Origin of the sequence: Ruegeria sp. HKCCA4633, from assembly GCF_013034605.1 — a bacterium.
Taxonomy (GTDB): domain Bacteria; phylum Pseudomonadota; class Alphaproteobacteria; order Rhodobacterales; family Rhodobacteraceae; genus Ruegeria.
The window spans coordinates 239,961-257,964 of record NZ_WQGJ01000006.1 but is presented as its reverse complement, the minus strand read 5'-3'; the positions used below and the strand labels follow the sequence as shown (position 1 = coordinate 257,964).

General features: G+C 58.0%; 18 protein-coding genes. 14 read left to right on the top strand and 4 right to left on the bottom strand.

Annotated elements, in window-relative coordinates:
• Positions 1–93: 93 nt before the first annotated feature.
• From GOV85_RS16110 to dusB, 3 genes are read right to left on the bottom strand one after another with little or no spacing between them, the layout of a single operon-like run.
• Positions 94–1,461 (bottom strand): response regulator, encoded by a 1,368-nt coding sequence (locus GOV85_RS16110; protein ID WP_171179962.1) that lies wholly within the window; start codon positions 1,459–1,461, stop codon positions 94–96.
• A complete protein-coding gene (locus GOV85_RS16105) occupies positions 1,461–2,549 on the bottom strand; it encodes a nitrogen regulation protein NR(II) (protein ID WP_171179960.1) in 1,089 nt (362 codons plus the stop codon). Before GOV85_RS16105 ends, GOV85_RS16110 begins: the two co-directional genes overlap by 1 nt.
• Positions 2,546–3,529 carry a tRNA dihydrouridine synthase DusB gene (dusB, locus tag GOV85_RS16100; protein WP_256368825.1) on the bottom strand — a complete coding sequence of 328 codons (984 nt, stop codon included), beginning with the start codon at positions 3,527–3,529 and terminating at the stop codon, positions 2,546–2,548. Before dusB ends, GOV85_RS16105 begins: the two co-directional genes overlap by 4 nt.
• A 182-nt stretch (positions 3,530–3,711) precedes the next feature.
• Here dusB and GOV85_RS16095 point away from each other — a divergent pair, with 182 nt between their 5' ends.
• The 6 genes from GOV85_RS16095 (at position 3,712) to GOV85_RS16070 (ending at position 9,692) form a co-directional block, all read left to right on the top strand.
• Complete coding sequence (locus tag GOV85_RS16095) at positions 3,712–4,842, top strand: bifunctional 2-C-methyl-D-erythritol 4-phosphate cytidylyltransferase/2-C-methyl-D-erythritol 2,4-cyclodiphosphate synthase (protein ID WP_171179956.1); 1,131 nt, start codon at positions 3,712–3,714, stop codon at positions 4,840–4,842.
• Positions 4,839–5,336: a phosphatidylglycerophosphatase A gene (locus tag GOV85_RS16090; RefSeq protein ID WP_171179953.1), complete on the top strand. Its 498-nt coding sequence runs from the start codon at positions 4,839–4,841 to the stop codon at positions 5,334–5,336. The genes GOV85_RS16095 and GOV85_RS16090 overlap by 4 nt, the downstream gene beginning before the upstream one ends.
• The gene (locus tag GOV85_RS16085) at positions 5,333–5,800 is read left to right on the top strand and encodes a CinA family protein (protein ID WP_171179951.1); all 468 of its coding nucleotides are present in this window, start codon (positions 5,333–5,335) and stop codon (positions 5,798–5,800) included. The genes GOV85_RS16090 and GOV85_RS16085 overlap by 4 nt, the downstream gene beginning before the upstream one ends.
• 204 nt (positions 5,801–6,004) lie before the next feature.
• Positions 6,005–7,186, top strand: a complete 1,182-nt coding sequence (locus GOV85_RS16080; RefSeq protein WP_171179949.1) for an ammonium transporter — start codon at positions 6,005–6,007, stop codon at positions 7,184–7,186.
• A 136-nt stretch (positions 7,187–7,322) separates the two neighbouring features.
• Positions 7,323–8,000: an orotate phosphoribosyltransferase gene (locus GOV85_RS16075; protein ID WP_171179948.1), complete on the top strand. Its 678-nt coding sequence runs from the start codon at positions 7,323–7,325 to the stop codon at positions 7,998–8,000.
• 201 nt (positions 8,001–8,201) lie between these two features.
• On the top strand, positions 8,202–9,692 hold the full coding sequence (locus tag GOV85_RS16070; RefSeq protein ID WP_171179946.1) for a replicative DNA helicase: 1,491 nt from the start codon (positions 8,202–8,204) through the stop codon (positions 9,690–9,692).
• A 254-nt stretch (positions 9,693–9,946) separates the two neighbouring features.
• Here GOV85_RS16070 and GOV85_RS16065 read toward each other — a convergent pair whose 3' ends face one another.
• The gene (locus tag GOV85_RS16065; RefSeq protein WP_171179944.1) at positions 9,947–10,486 is read right to left on the bottom strand and encodes a GNAT family N-acetyltransferase; all 540 of its coding nucleotides are present in this window, start codon (positions 10,484–10,486) and stop codon (positions 9,947–9,949) included.
• A gap of 241 nt (positions 10,487–10,727) precedes the next feature.
• Here GOV85_RS16065 and alr point away from each other — a divergent pair, with 241 nt between their 5' ends.
• The 8 genes from alr (at position 10,728) to GOV85_RS16025 (ending at position 17,457) form a co-directional block, all read left to right on the top strand.
• The gene (alr, locus tag GOV85_RS16060; protein WP_171179942.1) at positions 10,728–11,762 is read left to right on the top strand and encodes an alanine racemase; all 1,035 of its coding nucleotides are present in this window, start codon (positions 10,728–10,730) and stop codon (positions 11,760–11,762) included.
• Positions 11,759–12,541 (top strand): ABC transporter permease, encoded by a 783-nt coding sequence (locus tag GOV85_RS16055; RefSeq protein ID WP_171179939.1) that lies wholly within the window; start codon positions 11,759–11,761, stop codon positions 12,539–12,541. The genes alr and GOV85_RS16055 overlap by 4 nt, the downstream gene beginning before the upstream one ends.
• Positions 12,538–13,284 (top strand): ABC transporter ATP-binding protein, encoded by a 747-nt coding sequence (locus tag GOV85_RS16050; protein WP_171179937.1) that lies wholly within the window; start codon positions 12,538–12,540, stop codon positions 13,282–13,284. The genes GOV85_RS16055 and GOV85_RS16050 overlap by 4 nt, the downstream gene beginning before the upstream one ends.
• Positions 13,285–13,301: 17 nt before the next feature.
• Positions 13,302–13,952: a hypothetical protein gene (locus tag GOV85_RS16045; RefSeq protein WP_171179935.1), complete on the top strand. Its 651-nt coding sequence runs from the start codon at positions 13,302–13,304 to the stop codon at positions 13,950–13,952.
• Positions 13,953–13,954: 2 nt separating this feature from the next.
• The gene (locus tag GOV85_RS16040; protein WP_171179933.1) at positions 13,955–14,404 is read left to right on the top strand and encodes a paraquat-inducible protein A; all 450 of its coding nucleotides are present in this window, start codon (positions 13,955–13,957) and stop codon (positions 14,402–14,404) included.
• A gap of 150 nt (positions 14,405–14,554) precedes the next feature.
• Entirely contained in the window at positions 14,555–15,337 is a 783-nt protein-coding gene (locus tag GOV85_RS16035) for a DNA repair protein (RefSeq protein ID WP_171179931.1), read from the top strand.
• Between the two features lie 121 nt (positions 15,338–15,458).
• Complete coding sequence (gene radA, locus GOV85_RS16030; RefSeq protein WP_171179928.1) at positions 15,459–16,823, top strand: DNA repair protein RadA; 1,365 nt, start codon at positions 15,459–15,461, stop codon at positions 16,821–16,823.
• A 40-nt stretch (positions 16,824–16,863) separates the two neighbouring features.
• A complete protein-coding gene (locus GOV85_RS16025) occupies positions 16,864–17,457 on the top strand; it encodes a CvpA family protein (RefSeq protein WP_171179926.1) in 594 nt (197 codons plus the stop codon).
• The last annotated feature ends 547 nt before the right edge of the window (positions 17,458–18,004 follow it).

The window sequence follows — 18,004 nt, the reverse complement described above, 5'->3', positions numbered from 1 at the left end:
CCCTCATCCTGATGTGCCGCGTTCGCGGCTTACCGCCATATATCGTGATCTTTTCCCGACAGATGCCGGGATGCCACGGTTTGTGTGGCGATATTACATCAGTTTGCGACGGCGTGTCACCTGAATATCGAGGTCAGTAATCTTTTTTCGCAACGTATTTCGGTTGATCCCCAGCAAATCGGCACATTTCGCCTGATTTCCGCCGGTTGCGTCCAGTGCAATTTCGATCAGCGGTGCCTCAACCTCACGCAAAATGCGCTGATACAGACCCGGCGGCGGCAAAATATTGCCGTGCAGGTCAAAATATCGACGCAAATGTCGCTCGACCGAGGTCGACAGTTTTTCACGCTCTCCGCCACTGAGAACCGGTTCCGCTTCGGGCTGGCTGCCCAGAACCATTTCCACTTCAGCCTTCGAGATTTCATCCGCCCGGCTTGTCAAGCTCAGCCTGCGCACTGCGTTTTCCAACTGCCTTACGTTACCGGGCCAGGAATAGCGCCGCACCAATTCTACCGCTTCGGGGCTGAGCCAGCGCTTTGCACCGCTTTCACGCTCTTCGCGGGCCAGAAAATGTTCCGCTAGCAGCGGAATGTCATCCACCCGTTCACGCAATGACGGCACATGAATGGTGGCACCGCACAACCGGTAATACAAATCCTGACGAATGCGCCCGGTTTCCATCCCTTCCGTCAGATCCGACTGGCTTGTGGCCATGAAACGCGGAACATGATCGCCAGGTGTATCCATCATGCGCACGATACGGGCCTGAACCTCATCTTCGATATCTGCGATTTCATCGATCAACAGCGTGCCGCCGCGAACCCGCGCCAAAACACGCGCGGGTCCTTCCAGATCCCGCAACTCCGCCGCCGTAACTGTAACAAAAGGTAATGTGCGCCGGTCCGAGAAGTCATGAATAGCACGTGCAATCAGGGACTTACCTGTTCCACTTTCACCGGAAATCAGCACCGACAAATCGGTGTTCATTACCCGTGCGACCAACCTGTACAGGGCCTGCATCACCGGGGTGCGCCCAACCAAAGGCAATTCGTCCGGACGCTCGCCATCTACATGAGCCGTTTCGGGCTGTACCCGTTGCTTTTGATCCAAGGCCCGCGCGGTTCGTTTCATCAAGTCAGGTAGATCGAAAGGTTTCGGCAAGTAATCATAGGCGTCCGCCTCTGCCGCCTGAATCGCCGTCATGATCGTGTTTTGCGCCGAGATCACGATGACGGGCAGTCCGGGACGATCTTCGGCAATCTTTGGCAGCATTTCCAATCCGTTGCCATCTGGCATGACCACGTCCGAGATCACCACATCGCCCTTACCTTCCCCAACCCAGCGCATCAGCGTGGTCAGCGACGACGTTGCATGCACCTTGCACCCTGCACGCGTCAGGGCCTGTGTCAGAACGGTGCGGATCGTGCGGTCATCATCCGCAACCAGTACGGTGCCATCCATTAGGTGGTCTCCTTTTTGTGCTCGGCGACCTCGCGCGGCGCGCGGCGCAGCGACAGTTTGAATACGGTTCGCCCGGGAACGGACTCGGCTGAAATCCAGCCGTCATGGTCCGATATGATCTTACTCACCAGCGCCAGCCCTAGCCCGGTGCCATTTTCCTTGCCCGAGACAAAGGGGTCAAAAATGTCCCCGCGAATGTCCTCGGGCAACCCTGGTCCATCGTCGATAATCTCGATCTGCAAAGGCAATGAATGACCAGACCCATCGCTGCGGCGCAGACGGAAGGAATGTTCGAAGTAAGTCCGAAGCCGGATGGTTCCCCCCTGCGGCCCAGCAGCTTCGGATGCGTTCTTGAGCAGGTTCAGAACCACCTGCAACAATTGATCCGGGTCTCCGAAGGCCAACGGCAAGGACGGGTCGTAATCTTCAATGATCGTCATGTCCGCGCCAAACCCCAGCAAGGCTGACCGGCGGGCGCGATCCAGAACGTCATGGATATTGACTGGTTTGAAGTCGGGTTTCTGCAAGTTTCCGAATTGTTCAACCTGCTCCAGCAGCTTCACAATTCTGCGGCTTTCCGCCACGATTAAGTCTGTAAGTTCTAAATCTTGCGCCGGGATATTCATGCTCAGCAACTGCGCGGCGCCCGTGATCCCGGCCAAGGGGTTCTTGATCTCGTGGGCCAGCATCTCAGCCATGCCAATGGCCGATTGCGCGGCCGATTTGACCGTGTTGCCCCGTGTCATCCGCCCCGACAATTCGCGCGGCGAGATGATCATGATCATCGATCCAGGATATCCAACCAAAGGCGCGATCTGCAACGCGCATTGCAACGGTGCGCGGTTTCCTGATCCGGCGTCTACATCGTTGACAAAAAGCGGCGTACCATAGGTGCGCGCGCGCTCGAAAGCCTCTTCAAGCTGTGCATCTACGGCGATCTGATCCCACACGGGATGGCCGATCACAGCCTTGCGTGACGCGTTCAGAAACCCTTCACCTGCGGCATTTACATCGGAAATGCGATCGTCCGGATCAATGATGAAGGCCGGAACGGGCAATGAGTTCCAGATGCTGGCGTTCGAGTTCATGCCGCCACCTCGCCCGTCTCGCTCAACGCATCCGCCAGCAGGCGCAACACTTCGTTTGGCTCGCGTGATGTCAGAACGGCCCGTCGCAACGGCGCGGGGGTCGTGGCCTCATCCATGTACCATCCAAGATGCTTGCGGGCGACGCGCAGGCCGAGGTCCGCCCCATAGAAGGATAGCATCGCTTGATAATGCGCCTGCACCATGTCGATCAGATCCGCACCAACGGGAATTTCTGGGGCCCTTGCTCCGTAAAGGTCGTAACATACTTGCGCCAAGAGCCAGGGCTTGCCCTGCGCACCGCGCCCGACCATCACTCCATCCGCGCCCGACTGATCCAGCGCGGTTCGCGCGGCGGCCGTATCCACGACATCGCCGTTTGCGATGACTGGAATCGACACAGCCTCTTTCACAGCTCGGATCGCCCGCCAATCGGCATGGCCCTTGTAAAACTGACATCGCGTGCGCCCATGAATCGTGACCATCTGAATACCGGCGTCCTGCGCTCGTCGCGCCACATCCGGCGCGTTAAGCAATGAATCGTCCCAGCCCAGTCGGGTTTTCAGGGACACCGGTACATCAACTGCACCCACCACGGCTTCGATCAGGGCCAAGGCATGATCCGGCGTTTTCAACAAGGCCGAGCCCGAATAGCCGTTGGTCACTTTCTTGGCGGGACAACCCATGTTGATGTCGATCACCCGCGCGCCCCTGTCGGCCACCTGACGGGCGGCTTCGGCCATCCAGTGCGCCTCACGCCCGGCCAATTGCACGGCAGTGTTTTCTACGTCCGCAGACAGTTCCGCACGTTCGCGCACGCCAGGCTTGGCTTGCACCATCTCCTGACTGGCGACCATTTCGCTTACCACCATGCCGGCACCAAACCGCATCACCAGATCGCGAAACGGGCGATCAGTGATTCCGGCCATCGGAGCCAGAAGGACCGGTGATGTTACTTCTTTTTCAGCGAGGCGCAGAGTCAACGTGCTTAATCCTTGGGCAGTTGCGGTTTTGATATCGAATTCCGCGCATATGAACAACAAAACGGCGCGAAACAAGCCCGCAAAATCATCACATGCCTAATTTTTAATCGTTTTACCTTGGGTGATTGCCTCTGCTTTCACCGCCGCCTAAACACAGCCCAATACGAAGGAGCGCCCGAGACATGACTACAGCCGCCATCATAGTCGCCGCAGGGCGCGGGTTGCGCGCCGGAGGTGGCGTACCCAAGCAGTGGCGCATCCTTGCGGGCCGTCGCGTGGCAGACTGGACGATCGAGCGGTTCCGCGGACAGGTGGATCACATCGTACTTGTGCTTTCAGACGAAGACACCCCCGCATGGGAAGAGTTTCGCAATTCAGATCTGATCCTCGCATCTGGCGGATCAGATCGCTCAGGCTCAGTAAGTAGCGGATTGAAGGCCCTGGAAGGTCTGGGTGTGCAACATGTTCTGATCCACGACGTGGCCCGCCCTTGTGTCTCGTCGCGCATCATAAAGGACGTTTTGAACGCGCTGGAAACGCACCAAGCGGCTGCCCCGGGGCTTGCTGTCACGGATGCGCTGTGGGTTGGGCGGGATGGCGCTGTAAAGGGCACGCAGGATCGCAATGGCCTCTATGCTGCGCAGACACCGCAGGGGTTTCACTTTGACGCCATCACAACCGCACACGCAGCCCATTCGGGCGGGGCTGCGGATGATGTGGAGGTCGCCCGTACGGCGGGCCTTGATGTATGCATTGTCCCCGGCGACGCAGACAATCTAAAAATCACCCGACCCGAGGATTTTGCCCGGGCGGAACGGATAATGGGAACGGATATGGATGTAAGGCTTGGCAACGGGTATGACGTACACCGTTTTGGCGAGGGGGATCACGTTATCCTGTGTGGTGTGAAGGTGCCTCATGGGCGCGGATTGCAGGGACATTCAGATGCGGATGTCGGGATGCACGCCGTAACCGATGCGATCTACGGCGCTTTGGCGCAGGGTGACATTGGTCACCACTTCCCGCCCTCAGATCCGCAATGGAAGGGTGCTGCCAGCGAGATTTTTCTGCGCCATGCGGTCGAGCTGGCCGGGCAGATGGGATACCGCATTTCGAACGTCGATTGCACCTTAGTCTGCGAGTATCCAAAAATCGGCCCTCATGCCGCTGCCATGCGCGCTGAAATGTCTAAAATCATGGGGTTAAGCGCAGATCAGGTCTCGGTCAAGGCCACCACATCTGAGCGTTTGGGCTTTACTGGTCGCAGCGAAGGGATCGCCTCGCTCGCCACAGCCTGCTTGGTGAAACAATGACCACGGCACAGGTGATCGGTACGGTCGGCGGTGTCGGATATTTGCACCCTGCCCCCGGAACCTGGGGATCCTTGGCGGCGCTGCCGATGGCTTGGATATTGCACACGCTGGGTGGGTTTCCCCTGCTGGCACTTGCAACACTGGCCGTTTTTGTTGGCGGCCTTTGGGCAACCCGCGTGATGACCGAGGGCCAAGATGATCACGACCCGTCAGAAATCGTCGTTGATGAGGTCGCAGGCCAGTTCATCGCGCTTTGGGCGATTTCTTACCCGTCTTGGGCCCATGGGATCAACATTACCGCCCTTTGGCCCGGTTGGGTGGCTGGGTTCATCCTGTTCCGCCTGTTCGATATCACCAAGCCCGGCCCCGTTGGCTGGGCCGACAGGCGTGGCGATCCGATGGGCGTTATGCTCGACGACGTCATCGCAGGCGTTTTCGCAGCCATCGGCGTGATGATACTGGCGGGAATAGCACACGGAGTACTGGGTCTGTGAACGTGAGCGAGCTGTTGGATTTTGCCAAGGCGCAGGGCGTGATGATCGCCACGGCTGAAAGCTGTACGGGCGGGATGGTGGCTGCGGCCCTGACCGATATTCCCGGCAGCTCCGCTGTGGTTGACCGGGGCTTTGTCACTTACACCAACGCAGCCAAACAGGACATGCTGGGTGTTTTGGCCGAAACGCTGGCCGCGCATGGCGCAGTGTCAGAGGAGGTCGCCCGCGAGATGGCAGACGGAGCCCTGCGTCATTCTCAGGCGCAGCTAGCCGTGTCGATCACCGGCATTGCCGGACCGGGCGGGTCCGAGTTCAAGCCAGAGGGGCGTGTGTGTTTTGGACTGTCCCGAGACAGTAGAGACACTCGAACCGAAACCGTTGAATTTGGCGCATTGGGGCGAGATGCGGTCCGGCTGGCAGCGCGTGATCACGCGTTAGATCTACTTAAAGATGGCCTTTCCTAAACGCCCATTCCTTAGGCAAGATGCCTGAAAAGCCGCAAAAACTGTCATCACTTGAAGAAAAGGCGACATTTTAAGCGCCTTTAACAACTCTGCCTCTTTTTTCCTCACCTCTCCTCCGTTTCAAGGCTGCGCACACACTCACAAGGGTTCCGAGCGCCGACACAAAGCGTTCCGAACCAAACGCAGGGGAAAGGAGAACGGCCCATGAATGGAGCCGATACAGCCTGGATCATCGTTGCTACCGCACTGGTCCTTTTCATGACATTGCCGGGCCTTGCCTTGTTCTATGGTGGGCTTGTACGTGCCCGAAATGTACTCAGCGTGTTCATGCATTGCTTTTCAATCGCCTGTTTGATGAGCATTTTGTGGCTCGTTGCGGGCTACTCGATCGCCTTCGGCCCTGGCGAAAGCGGGGTTTGGGGTGGTCTGGGCAAAGCGTTCCTGAACGGTGTGGATGCCGACAGCCTTGCAGGCACCCTGCCCGAGATCCTGTTCTTCGCCTTTCAGATGACCTTTGCGATCATCACACCGGCCCTGATTGTGGGTGCCTATGTCGAACGCGTTGGCTTTGGGTTTGTTCTGACCTTTTCCGCCCTCTGGATGCTGCTCTGTTACGCGCCGGTCGTCCATTGGATCTGGGGCGGCGGCATGCTGGCTGATGGCGGCATGCTGGGCGAGATCGGCGTACGCGACTTTGCGGGCGGAATCGTAGTCCATGAAACCGCTGGTCTGGCCGCTCTGATCATCGCCGTCATACTTGGCCCGCGCCGCAACCGTACCACACCCCCGCACAACCCCGGCTACGTCATGGTTGGTGCTGCGATGTTGTGGGTGGGTTGGTTCGGCTTCAATGGCGGATCACAGCTGGCCGCAGATGGCGGCGCCGCAATGGCCATGACCGTCACGCATCTGTCCGCCGCAACCGCGTCGCTGACCTGGGCACTGTGGGAACGTATCCGCTTTGGCAAGGCTTCCATGGTCGGTCTGGTCACAGGCACCATTGCTGGTCTGGCTTCGATCACACCGGCATCCGGCTTTGTGGGTCCGGTACAAGCGCTGATCATCGGTGCGGTCGCCGGTGTCCTGTGTCAGGAAGCCGTCAATGTCATCCGCAACAAGCTGAACATCGACGACACGCTAGATGTATTTGCGGTGCATGGCGTCGGCGGCATTTTCGGCACCATCATGATCGCTGCGTTTGGCCTTGGCACATGGACCGCGCAATTGGGCGGGTTGATGATCGTGGGTGTCTTTACGGCAGTTGTTACGATTGTGTTGGTGAAGGTGGTTGCACTTCTCACCCCGCTTCGCGTAGACGCCGAAACCGAGACAAACGGGCTCGATCTTTCGGTACACGGGGAACGCGCCTACGACATGAGCAGCTAAGCCCACCTTGGCGCTCTGCCCGAAAGGGCGAAAAGCGGACCTCTTGGGGGTCCGCTTTTCTTTTTTGCCCTCTCGACTCCGGCCCAACGGTCGGGCTATCAGCCCGCAACGTGTTTTCAGCCCCGAGGTTTGCGCCATGATCCCCAGTTCCTTTCCCGACAGCACCGAAATCGCCCGCCTGACCGCGCGGATGCTGCTGGAGATCAAGGCCGTCCATTTCAACTCGCGTGAGCCGTTTACCCTGGCAAGCGGACTGCCCAGCCCGACCTATATCGACTGTCGCAAGCTGATCTCGTACCCGCGCATCCGTTCGACACTGATGGATTTCCTGACCGTGACCGTGATGCGCGAGGCCGGGTTCGAGGCGTTCGATAACATCGCCGGCGGCGAAACCGCAGGCATCCCCTTTGCCGCCATGGTTGCCGAGAGGATGGCGCTGCCCATGACCTATGTGCGCAAGAAACCCAAAGGCTATGGCCGCAACGCCCGGATCGAAGGCGCGATGAACGAAGGCGAGCGGGTGCTGCTGGTCGAGGATCTGACAACCGACGGTGGCTCGAAACTTTCCTTCGTGGACGCGATCCGCGAAACCGGCGCGACCTGCGGGCATACTGCGGTGATCTTCTACTACGGCATCTTTCCCGAAACCGAGAAAACACTGGGCGATCACGGTGTAAAGCTGCATTCGCTTTGCACTTGGTGGGATGTTCTTGCCGAGGCCAAGGCGCAAAAGGCCTTTGACGAAGAGACCCTTAGCGGCGTCGAGGCCTTCCTGAATGACCCGCGGGGGTGGCAGGAAGCGAATAAAAGCTGACGTCGCGAAATCAATTTTCTGAGCGGAAACAGTAGCAGGTCCGCGGACTTAATTCGCACTACATGTTGACGTACAGCCCCGTCATGCTTCAAGATGATGGGGCCCGGAGATATTCACAGCATATCCCCAGAAAACATACAATTTGCCCCGACTCGCAGGGCTAAGCTATGGACCATGTCCCAAGGGACGGTGAGAGCAGCAATGAACGAGATCAGCAGTATCGAGCAAGCAGCGGCACAGATTCAAAACGCAGAAACCATGCCGCATTCCATTGAGGCTGAACAGCAGCTTCTGGGCGCGATCCTGACCAATAACGACCTCTATGACCGGGTCGCCTCGATCATCGGGGCCGAGCATTTCTATGATCCGGTTCATGCCCGGATTTATGAAGTCGCCGCCGCCCGCATCGCTAAAAACGCGCTGGCCTCACCGGTCACACTGAAATCCTTCATGGGCGAAGATGAAGGCTTGAAGGAGCTGGGCGGCCCGGCCTATTTGGTCAAGCTTGCCGGTGCCTCGATCAGCGCCTTTGCTGTGCATGACTATGCCCAGATGATCTATGACCTCGCCATTCGGCGCGAGTTGATCCGACTTGGCCGCGACATTTCAGACAAGGCAGCGCGGGTCGAAGTCAGCAGTGAGCCAAAAGAACAAATCGTCGAGGCCGAGCAGCAGCTCTATCAGCTATCCGAGCAGGGCCAGACCGAACAAGGTTTTCAATCCTTCCTGAAGGCGGTCACAGAAGCCGTCAACGTCACCAATGAAGCGTACCAGCGCGGTGGTGGAATGGCGGGGATTTCCACCGGTCTGGCCGACTTGGACAAACAGCTCGGGGGCCTGCACCCCTCTGACCTGATCATTCTGGCCGGGCGTCCGTCGATGGGGAAAACCTCGCTGGCGACGAACGTAGCGTTCAACGTGGCCAAAGCCTACAAACGCGGACAGAAGCCGGATGGCTCGGAAGGCGCGATTGACGGTGGTGTGGTCGGGTTCTTCTCACTTGAGATGAGCGCCGAGCAGTTGGCGGGCCGTGTGCTGGCCGAAGCGTCCGAGATTTCCTCGCACAAGATCCGTCAAGGCGATATGACCGAGGCCGAGTTCCGCCGCTTCGTGGACGCGGCCAAGGAATTGGAAGCCTGCCCCCTGTTCATCGATGACACCCCGGCACTGCCGATCTCGCAGCTTGCCGCCCGTGCGCGTCGGCTCAAGCGGACGCATGGTCTGGACCTTCTGGTGATCGACTATCTGCAGCTTTGCCGAGGTATGTCCGACAACCGCGTGAACGAGATTGCCGAGATTTCGATGGGTATGAAGGCCATCGCCAAAGAACTGAATATCCCGGTCATCGCCCTGTCACAGCTGAGCCGTCAGGTCGAAAACCGCGACGATAAACGCCCGCAACTGTCCGACCTGCGGGAATCGGGCTCGATCGAGCAGGATGCCGATGTGGTGATGTTTGTGTTCCGCGAGGAATACTACAAGGAACGCGAAAAGCCCGGTGATCACGAGCTGGAAAAGATGGAAGAGTGGAAGCAGGCGATGGAACGCCTGCACGGCAAGGCCGAGGTCATTGTCGGCAAGCAACGCCACGGTCCCATTGGCACCGTCGAGCTTTCGTTCGAAGCCCAGTTCACACGCTTTGGCAATCTGGTCAAACCCTGGCAGCAGGGTGGCGAGATCGAAGGCTACTGAACAGGCGGTCTCTGACTTTTCCTGTTCCTCCGGCCGAAGCGATGGCGCATCAGCCACGCTGTGTTAGAACCGCTGAACAAAGCTTCCACAGCAACAGGTCTGCATCGCCGCCGGCGCTGCGGATTATGGCCGGCCATATCCCAAGACAACGGCCGCAAAAGAAGCTGGTGGCGCGCCATGTTCACAACAACAAGACAATGCTCGATTATTCTCTGAACTGGCGACAGGTCCTTTCGCGTACCGCACGATTCCCCTCACCAAAGCGATGGATTGTTCAATGCGGGCACGCAGCGCGACGGGCCTTTCAGTGGTGTCAGATCCTGACCATCCAATGACTGCCCCAGCCATCCGTGCGGATGGCTCAGCGCCAGCGGCGGTTGCGCGGTTGTCTCAGAGATCTGACCAAAGCCGGTTTTGCAATAGTACCCGGGATCGCCATAGGTCAGCGCCACATCCACACCAGCTGCGCGCAGGCAGTCCAACCCGTAAGAGATCAATGCCTGCCCCACGCCAGTCTTTTGATTGTCTGTCCTAACCGCCATGGGCGACAGGATGAATACGCAACGCGCGTCCTGCGGAAACATGATGCGCGAAAAGATGGCACAGCCCAGCAGTTGGCTTTCGCTATGCGCGGTGCAGACCAACAGGTCCTTTGATGGCGTGCTGTCGATCAGGTCTTGCACAAAGGCACCAATGACCACGCCTTCATCCGTGCCTTCAGACGCCGCAAAAACATCCTCGAAAAACTGGGCCACATTGAAGGGGCTATCAGCCAACCCGGTCGAAAACTTCATGACTTCCTCAATTCTCGCTGCTTTGTCATTGACTGAACAATGATGGAACGATCATTCTCGCAAGATCGCTTTAACACCAATGTGAAAACAATCGCAAAGCGAACCATTCACAGCGAAAAACCGCTAAAACGTCATGGTTTTCGGCGCCATCTGATGATTGGCAACATCGTGCAACGGAATACGCAACAGAAAAGCACCATTCCCTCTTGACCTTGGACAGCGCGATGTCATGAACAGTGCCATGAGTACTGCACGTTTGACGATCAATCTTCATGCGCTGGCCAGCAACTGGCGCGCGCTTGATGCGAAGACCGGGGTTGAAACCGGAGCCGTGGTCAAGGCCGATGCCTATGGGCTGGGTGTCGGGCCTGTCAGTGACACGCTGGCCGAAGAAGGCGTTCGCAAATTCTTTGTTGCCGCCGCCGAGGAAGGTGCTGCCGTGCGCGAGGCCGTGGGACCTGGCCCGATGATCGGTGTCTTTTCTGGGCATATGGAAGGCGACACGGATCTGCTGTGCGCGCACGACCTGACGCCTCTGATCAACTCGGCCGAACAGTTCCAGCGTCACCTGCAAGCACTCCCTGACCACACATTCGGCATTCAACTGGACAGCGGCATGAACCGTCTGGGGCTGGAGCCCGCAGACTGGGCCGAATTGCGCCCAAAGGCTGAGGCCTTGAACCCGGCGGTGGTCATGTCTCATCTGGCCTGTTCGGACGAGCCGGATCACCCGATGAACCATCAGCAGCTTAAGACCTTCCGCGAGATGACCGACGGCATCACTGCCCCGCGTTCGCTGGCCGCAACCGGAGGCACCTTACTGGGGCCAGAGTTCCATTTCGATTTCTGCCGCCCGGGTATCGGCCTTTATGGCGGTCTGCCGTTTGCTGGGGCCAAGCCGGTTGTCACCGTCGATCTGCCCGTCATTCAGGTACGCCAACTAGAGGTGGGCGAAACCGTCGGCTACGGCAACAGCTGGGTCGCACGCCGCCCGTCACGTATCGCGACCGTCGCGGCGGGCTATGCTGATGGCCTGCATCGTGCCATCGGCGGAGGGATTGACACTTTTGCCGGAAACCAGCCTTGCCCGGTGGTCGGCCGTATCTCGATGGACCTGATCACGGTGGATGTTACCGACTTGCCGAACGACCCGGAACGCCTGCGCATTCTCAACGGCCACCAGACTGTCGACGATCTGGCTGAAGCTGCCGGAACAATCGGTTACGAAATACTGACATCTCTCGGCAATCGCTATTCGCGGGGCTACGTGGAATGAACCCAATTTCCGCGCTTGGGGGGCTGGGCCGGGCTGTACTGAGCCTGATGGCAGCCTTTGGCCGGGTGGCCCTGTTTGCGCTGGATGCCATCTCGCATATCCTGCGCCCGCCTTTCTATCCGCGCGAGTTCGGAATGGCCTTGCTTAATATCGGTTGGCTTTCCCTGCCCGTGGTCGGCCTGACCGCTATCTTCACCGGCGGCGCGCTGGCGTTGCAAATCTACGCCGGCGGCGCGCGTTTCAACGCCGAAGCGGTGGTGCCTCAGATCGTCGCCATCGGTATGGTGCGAGAGCTTGGCCCGGTGCTGGTCGGCCTGATGATTGCTGCCCGCGTAACTTCTTCCATCGCTGCAGAGATCGCCACGATGAAAGTGACCGAACAGATCGACGCGCTTGTCACGCTGTCGACCCATCCGATGAAATACCTGACCGCTCCACGCGTGTTGGCTGCGCTGATCACCGTGCCCGCACTGGTCGCAGTGGGCGATATCATCGGCATTGCCGGAGGCTACACGGTTGCCACTCAAAATCTGGGCTTTAATCCGGCGGCCTATCTGAAAAACACGGTCGATTTTCTTGAAGCCCGCGACATCGTCTCGTCTTTGGTCAAAGGCGCAGTCTTCGGCCTGATCGCGGCCATCATGGGGTGCTATTACGGTATGAATTCCGGTCGCGGTGCACAGGGCGTAGGCCGCGCCACCAAAGGCTCGGTCGAGGCCGCAGCCGTACTGATCCTGGCGGCAAACTTCGTTCTCACAGGGGTATTCTTCTCGCTATGATCCGGATGGAGAACGTACATAAAGCCTTTGGTGACAACCGCGTATTACAAGGACTTAACCTTGAGATCCCCAAGGGCACCTCGATGGTCATCATCGGTGGGTCGGGCACCGGAAAATCGGTGGCTCTGAAATGTATCCTTGGCCTGATCCACCCCGACAGCGGCATGATTTATGTGGACGGAAAAGACGCCAGCAAAGGCGACCGCGACGCGTTTCTGGCCCGGTTCGGGATGCTGTTTCAGGGGGCCGCCCTGTTTGATTCACTGACCGTCTGGCAAAACGTTGCCTTCCGCCTGCTGCGTGGTTCTCTGAAACGTCCGACCGAGGAAGCGCGCGAAATCGCTATCGAAAAACTGCGGCGCGTGGGCCTGAAGTCCGACGTGGCCGACCGTTTTCCGGCCGAGCTGTCGGGCGGGATGCAAAAACGTGTGGGCCTTGCCCGTGCTATCGCCGCCGAGCCCGAGATCATCTTTTTCGACGAACCCACCACTGGTCTTGACCCGATAATGTCCGGCGTGATCAACGATCTGATCCGCGAAATCGTGACCGAGATGGGCGCCACCGCGATGACCATCACCCACGACATGAGCTCGGTCCGCGCGATTGCCGACAACGTCGCTATGCTGCACGGAGGCGTCATCCAATGGACCGGTCCCGTCGGGCAGATGGATGCCTCGGGTGATCCCTATGTCGAGCAGTTCATCAGCGGGAGTGCAGAGGGGCCGATTGAGGCGGTTCGGTGAAAACAAGGAGCATTGCTTTGCAACAAAGAATTTCTGATCTTCTTGAGCAATTTTTCTTAACGGAAAGAAGAGCTTTCATAGAAAGCGACATCAACACGGCAGAGGGATATTCATCTAGTTACTACAATGATTTTGCGAGGCTATATGGTTACCTACCAACCTATTCTCGAATGATTTCTGGCCCGGATGTGTCGATAGAATTCGATGGTGATCCGGAACAGGTTATGTATTCCATTGCTCGCCAATTCAGAATATTCAGCGGCGCATTTCATCAATGGTCTGCTTCGAACGAAATAGAAGAACTTGATACCGAAAGTTCAGTTACTCTTTCGAATGAATTCAAGATTTCGCTTCACCAAAAAATTACTGAAGCGCGTGAGATGGTAATTAGAGGTGAGTGGAAAAGCCCTGAGGCAAAGGATCGGGTTCTTAAAGCTCTTCTGGGCGTAGACAGAGAGATTGATAGGGAGTTAAGCAACTACCACAAGATACTCGGTATGGTCGAAGATGCAGCCGAGACTGTTGGCAATTCCAGCTACAAAGCAGAACCTATCATCGGCCTTATTACGGGCATCAGAAACGCAATTACTGGGGAACGTAACAAGCCACTTCAAATTAGACGCGAAGACCCTCCAAGGCAGATTACGGACCAGTCTAAAGGAAACTAGGTTTGCTCCGCCTCGCCACCCTCTCGCTCCTGATCCTCTACCCCATCGCGTGGTTCGCTCCGCTGATGCGCGCGGGGTTCCTGCCGATCTTCGGCCTCAGCGAAATCAGCGTCATCACCGGGCTCCAGTCCTTGTGGAAATCCGACATCTTCCTCGCACTGATCGTCACCGTCTTCGCCCTCTTCGCGCCGTACATCAAAACCATCGGCACCGCGCTGATCCAATGGAACCTGCTGGATGCCCGCGTCCAACCCGCGCTGAATATCCTCGGCAAACTGGCCATGGCCGACATTTTTCTGATCGCGCTTTACATCACATTGGCCAAGGGCATCTCTTACGCCACCGTTGAGACCGCATGGGGTCTTTATCTGTTCACGGCCTGTATTCTGGCATCCATCGCACTGGGTCATATTACAGAGATGACATCTGGTTCACGAAAAGCTCAGACCTAATTGATTGAAAACACATATCTAAGTATCATCTTTATATTTCGAGCAGTTAAGATTTGTAGTTTTCGGGTCCGCAGCGGATCGCCCTAAGTTGTTTGATCTTCCTCCGCTTCGGCCCGGTGTGTTCCGGTTTGAAAAAGGAGTTCGACGATCATGGCCGCCCTCCACAACATCACATTGCAATGTCAGAATGCCTTTTTAAGATTGACTTTTTTACTGATTTGCATGGCGGCCCTGCTGGCCGTTTCAACCACGATGTTATCCGCTGCGGGCGTGTTGCCCTGGCTTTCGATGCAGGCCGGATTCGGCGACGGACCGGCGACGGATGCCGGGATGTTCATCCAGATCGGGCTGACCGCACTGATTCTAATGCTGGCATTCTACCTGCCCGCAAACGCACGAATGATGGCCCTGGAAAACAACCACCGCAAATTTGCCCTCGATATGCATGACATCGCGAACGCGTATCAGATGGCCCATGCCGCTGACCGAGGCGGGCTGTTCATGATGTCCTCCGAGTTCGACGCGGTCAAAGAGCGTATGGCGTTTCTGCGCCAGCACCCTGACCTGCAATCGCTTGAACCAGAGATTCTGGAACTGGCTGCACAAATGAGCCAGATCAGCCAGGAATTGGCCGAAACCTATGGCGACGCGCGGGTCGAACGGGCGCAGATGTTCCTGCAACAACGGCAGCAAGAGATTGAGCTGTTCCAGCAACGTTTGGAAGAGGCTCAGGTCATCCAAAACGAATTGCGCCAATGGACGCGCGATGTGGAAATGGAAGAGACCATCGCCAAGTCGCAATTGGCACGCTTGCGGGATGAACTGTTCGAGCTGTTGCCCGAACTGTCGACTCAGTTGCAAACACCACGCAAAGACAGCGCCTCAAAGGCGTCCAGCGTGGTTGCAATGTCTCCCCCTCGGGCGGCGGAATAGGCGCGTCAGCGCCCGCTGTGGGCGATGGCCCATCCGGGCCTGAGGCCGCAGCGCGCCACCGGCGGTGAGGAAAGCCTGCAAGGGCTTGAAGAACCGCCCAAGCTCGGGCACCAAAGGCCGCATGGCAAAAACGACTTCTTTCTCCTGCTCGGCCTGCGGAGCAACACATACGCGGTGGTCCGGACGCTGCGACGCGTGCGGCGAATGGAACACCATCGTTCAGGACGTGCCCCTTTCGGCTGGCCCGACCAAGAAATCCCTCGGCGGCAAACGCGGCCAGTCCATTGCACTCACGGATTTGTCGACCGAGGAAACCCCGCCGCCCCGCACCCTTTGCGGGGTCGAGGAGCTTGACCGGGTATTGGGCGGTGGTCTGGTCCCGGCCTCTGCCCTTCTTGTGGGCGGAGATCCGGGCATCGGTAAATCCACGCTGCTGTTGCAGGCTGCTGCCCGGTTTGCGCGTGCTGGCGTCAAAACCATCTACGTCTCGGGCGAGGAAGCCAGCGCTCAGGTCCGGATGCGTGCGCGTCGTCTGGGTTTGGAGGATGCTCCGGTGCAACTGGCCGCAGAAACCAACCTGCGCGACATCCTTACGACGCTTGAGGCCGAAAAGCCCGGTCTGGCGATCATCGACTCGATCCAGACCATGTGGGCCGACAATGTGGACAGCGCGCCGGGCTCGGTGTCACAAGTCCGGGCCGCAGCACATGAACTGACCACATTTGCGAAACGGCACGGTGTCTCGATCATAATGGTCGGCCACGTTACGAAAGAGGGCCAGATTGCCGGTCCCCGCGTGGTCGAACACATGGTCGACACGGTGCTGTATTTCGAAGGCGAGCGCGGCCACCAGTTCCGCATCCTGCGCGCCGTCAAGAACCGCTTTGGCCCGGCGGACGAGATCGGTGTCTTCGAGATGACTGGCAAAGGGCTGGCTCAGGTCACGAACCCCTCTGCCCTGTTCCTGTCGGAACGAGGCACGCCCAGCCCCGGTTCAGCTGTCTTTGCAGGCATCGAAGGCACCCGCCCCGTTTTGGTCGAATTGCAGGCCCTTGTCGCCCCTTCGCCCCATTCCCAGCCCCGCCGCACGGTCGTTGGATGGGACAGCGGGCGGCTGGCCATGATCCTTGCCGTGCTCGAGGCGCGTTGCGGAATCCCGTTTGCAGGCCTCGATGTCTATCTAAACGTGGCAGGAGGGCTAAAGGTCACTGAACCCGCCGCCGACCTCGCAGTTGCCGCTGCGTTACTCAGCGCGCGTGAAGACACCGCCCTGCCCGCCGACACCGTCGTTTTCGGAGAAATCTCGCTATCTGGGGCACTTAGACCTGCCCCGCAGACAGAAAACAGGTTGAAAGAAGCACAAAAACTTGGTTTCACAGCGGCAATTGCTCCGGCAGGTGGCAAAACCGGCACTGTGGCAGGTCTGTCACTCACCCGACCCTCTGATTTGGTTGGGTTTGTTGGCGAAACCTTCGGAGCAGGTTAAAGTCGCGCCCTGAGGGGCAGAAAACGAACAGGCGAGGGCCATGGAAGGTTTTACAATAATTGACGGGGTCGTCGCCCTGATCATCGTGGTGTCGGGCATATTGGCCTACTCACGTGGCTTCATGCGCGAGGTTCTTGCAATCGCAGGCTGGGTCGCAGCGGCCGTTCTGGCGTTCATCTTTGCCCCACAGGCCGTCCCACTGGTCAAGGAGATCCCCGTTGTCGGAGATTTCTTACGCGACAGTTGCGAGCTTTCGGTCATCACCGGCTTTGCTGCAGTCTTTGCCGTGGCGCTAATCGTGGTCAGCATTTTCACGCCGTTGTTTTCGTCACTGGTGCAACGCTCGGCCTTGGGAGGGCTGGATCAGGCGCTTGGTCTGTTCTTTGGTATCGCGCGCGGCATTCTGCTGGTTGCGATTGCCTTCTTTGTCTACGACACCGTCATGACCGGCCAATCTTACACGATCGTTGACGAAAGCCGCTCGGCCAAGGTGTTCGAACAGTTCAGCGGTCAGATCGAAGAACAAAATCCCGAAGCCGCTTTGGGCTGGGTTACGGCGCAATATGAAGAGCTGGTAGCCAGCTGCACTGCAGATAACGCCCAGCCTGCAACAACGGCACCTGCCGAAGGTTAAGCGCCCTTTCGTTTGGTTTTCACTGAAAAGCCCGGTCTGGCCCGGGCTTTTTTCATGCCGGTCAGTTGAAACCTTCGCCACCACATACGGTGCATCGGATGGTTTTCAGTCCGAAACAGCCATCGCACCGGCTAAAGATGGGTTTACCCAGAATATCGCGACCTTTGGCAACTTCACCAGCACCGTTGCAGATCTGACAAGGCGCACGCCCCATGCCCCGGCAGCGATGACACCGTTGTTTGATGCGTTCCTGCTTGTTCTGTTGAGACTTATGCTGCCACATTCGGGTCCTCTGTGTGCTCTACTACTCCAAACTTGCGGATACTCCTTAGCATGACAGCATATATGTCTGTGCATGTCATCACCTTCGTCACAACACGACTCCGGCGAATATTTCCGCCTGCGGCAATAGGTGAGTGTGATCCTTTGATGACAGCCCGGTCATTAGGCTTTATGTGGAGGCCAACCCGCCACGGAATCGGAGCCACCGATCTTGTTCTTTCTGTATGAATGCGCGCTGGTCGTGATGATAGTCGCCCTATTGGCG

Excerpts from the sequence above, each read along its gene's own strand:
- GOV85_RS16110 (WP_171179962.1), bottom strand. The coding sequence starts at position 1,461 with ATGGATGGCACCGTACTGGTTGCGGATGATGACCGCACGATCCGCACC.
- GOV85_RS16105 (WP_171179960.1), bottom strand. The coding sequence starts at position 2,549 with ATGAACTCGAACGCCAGCATCTGGAACTCATTGCCCGTTCCGGCCTTC.
- GOV85_RS16095 (WP_171179956.1), top strand. The coding sequence starts at position 3,712 with ATGACTACAGCCGCCATCATAGTCGCCGCAGGGCGCGGGTTGCGCGCC.
- GOV85_RS16090 (WP_171179953.1), top strand. The coding sequence starts at position 4,839 with ATGACCACGGCACAGGTGATCGGTACGGTCGGCGGTGTCGGATATTTG.
- GOV85_RS16080 (WP_171179949.1), top strand. The coding sequence starts at position 6,005 with ATGAATGGAGCCGATACAGCCTGGATCATCGTTGCTACCGCACTGGTC.
- GOV85_RS16075 (WP_171179948.1), top strand. The coding sequence starts at position 7,323 with ATGATCCCCAGTTCCTTTCCCGACAGCACCGAAATCGCCCGCCTGACC.
- GOV85_RS16070 (WP_171179946.1), top strand. The coding sequence starts at position 8,202 with ATGAACGAGATCAGCAGTATCGAGCAAGCAGCGGCACAGATTCAAAAC.
- GOV85_RS16065 (WP_171179944.1), bottom strand. The coding sequence starts at position 10,486 with ATGAAGTTTTCGACCGGGTTGGCTGATAGCCCCTTCAATGTGGCCCAG.
- alr (WP_171179942.1), top strand. The coding sequence starts at position 10,728 with ATGAGTACTGCACGTTTGACGATCAATCTTCATGCGCTGGCCAGCAAC.
- GOV85_RS16055 (WP_171179939.1), top strand. The coding sequence starts at position 11,759 with ATGAACCCAATTTCCGCGCTTGGGGGGCTGGGCCGGGCTGTACTGAGC.
- GOV85_RS16050 (WP_171179937.1), top strand. The coding sequence starts at position 12,538 with ATGATCCGGATGGAGAACGTACATAAAGCCTTTGGTGACAACCGCGTA.
- GOV85_RS16035 (WP_171179931.1), top strand. The coding sequence starts at position 14,555 with ATGGCCGCCCTCCACAACATCACATTGCAATGTCAGAATGCCTTTTTA.
- radA (WP_171179928.1), top strand. The coding sequence starts at position 15,459 with ATGGCAAAAACGACTTCTTTCTCCTGCTCGGCCTGCGGAGCAACACAT.
- GOV85_RS16025 (WP_171179926.1), top strand. The coding sequence starts at position 16,864 with ATGGAAGGTTTTACAATAATTGACGGGGTCGTCGCCCTGATCATCGTG.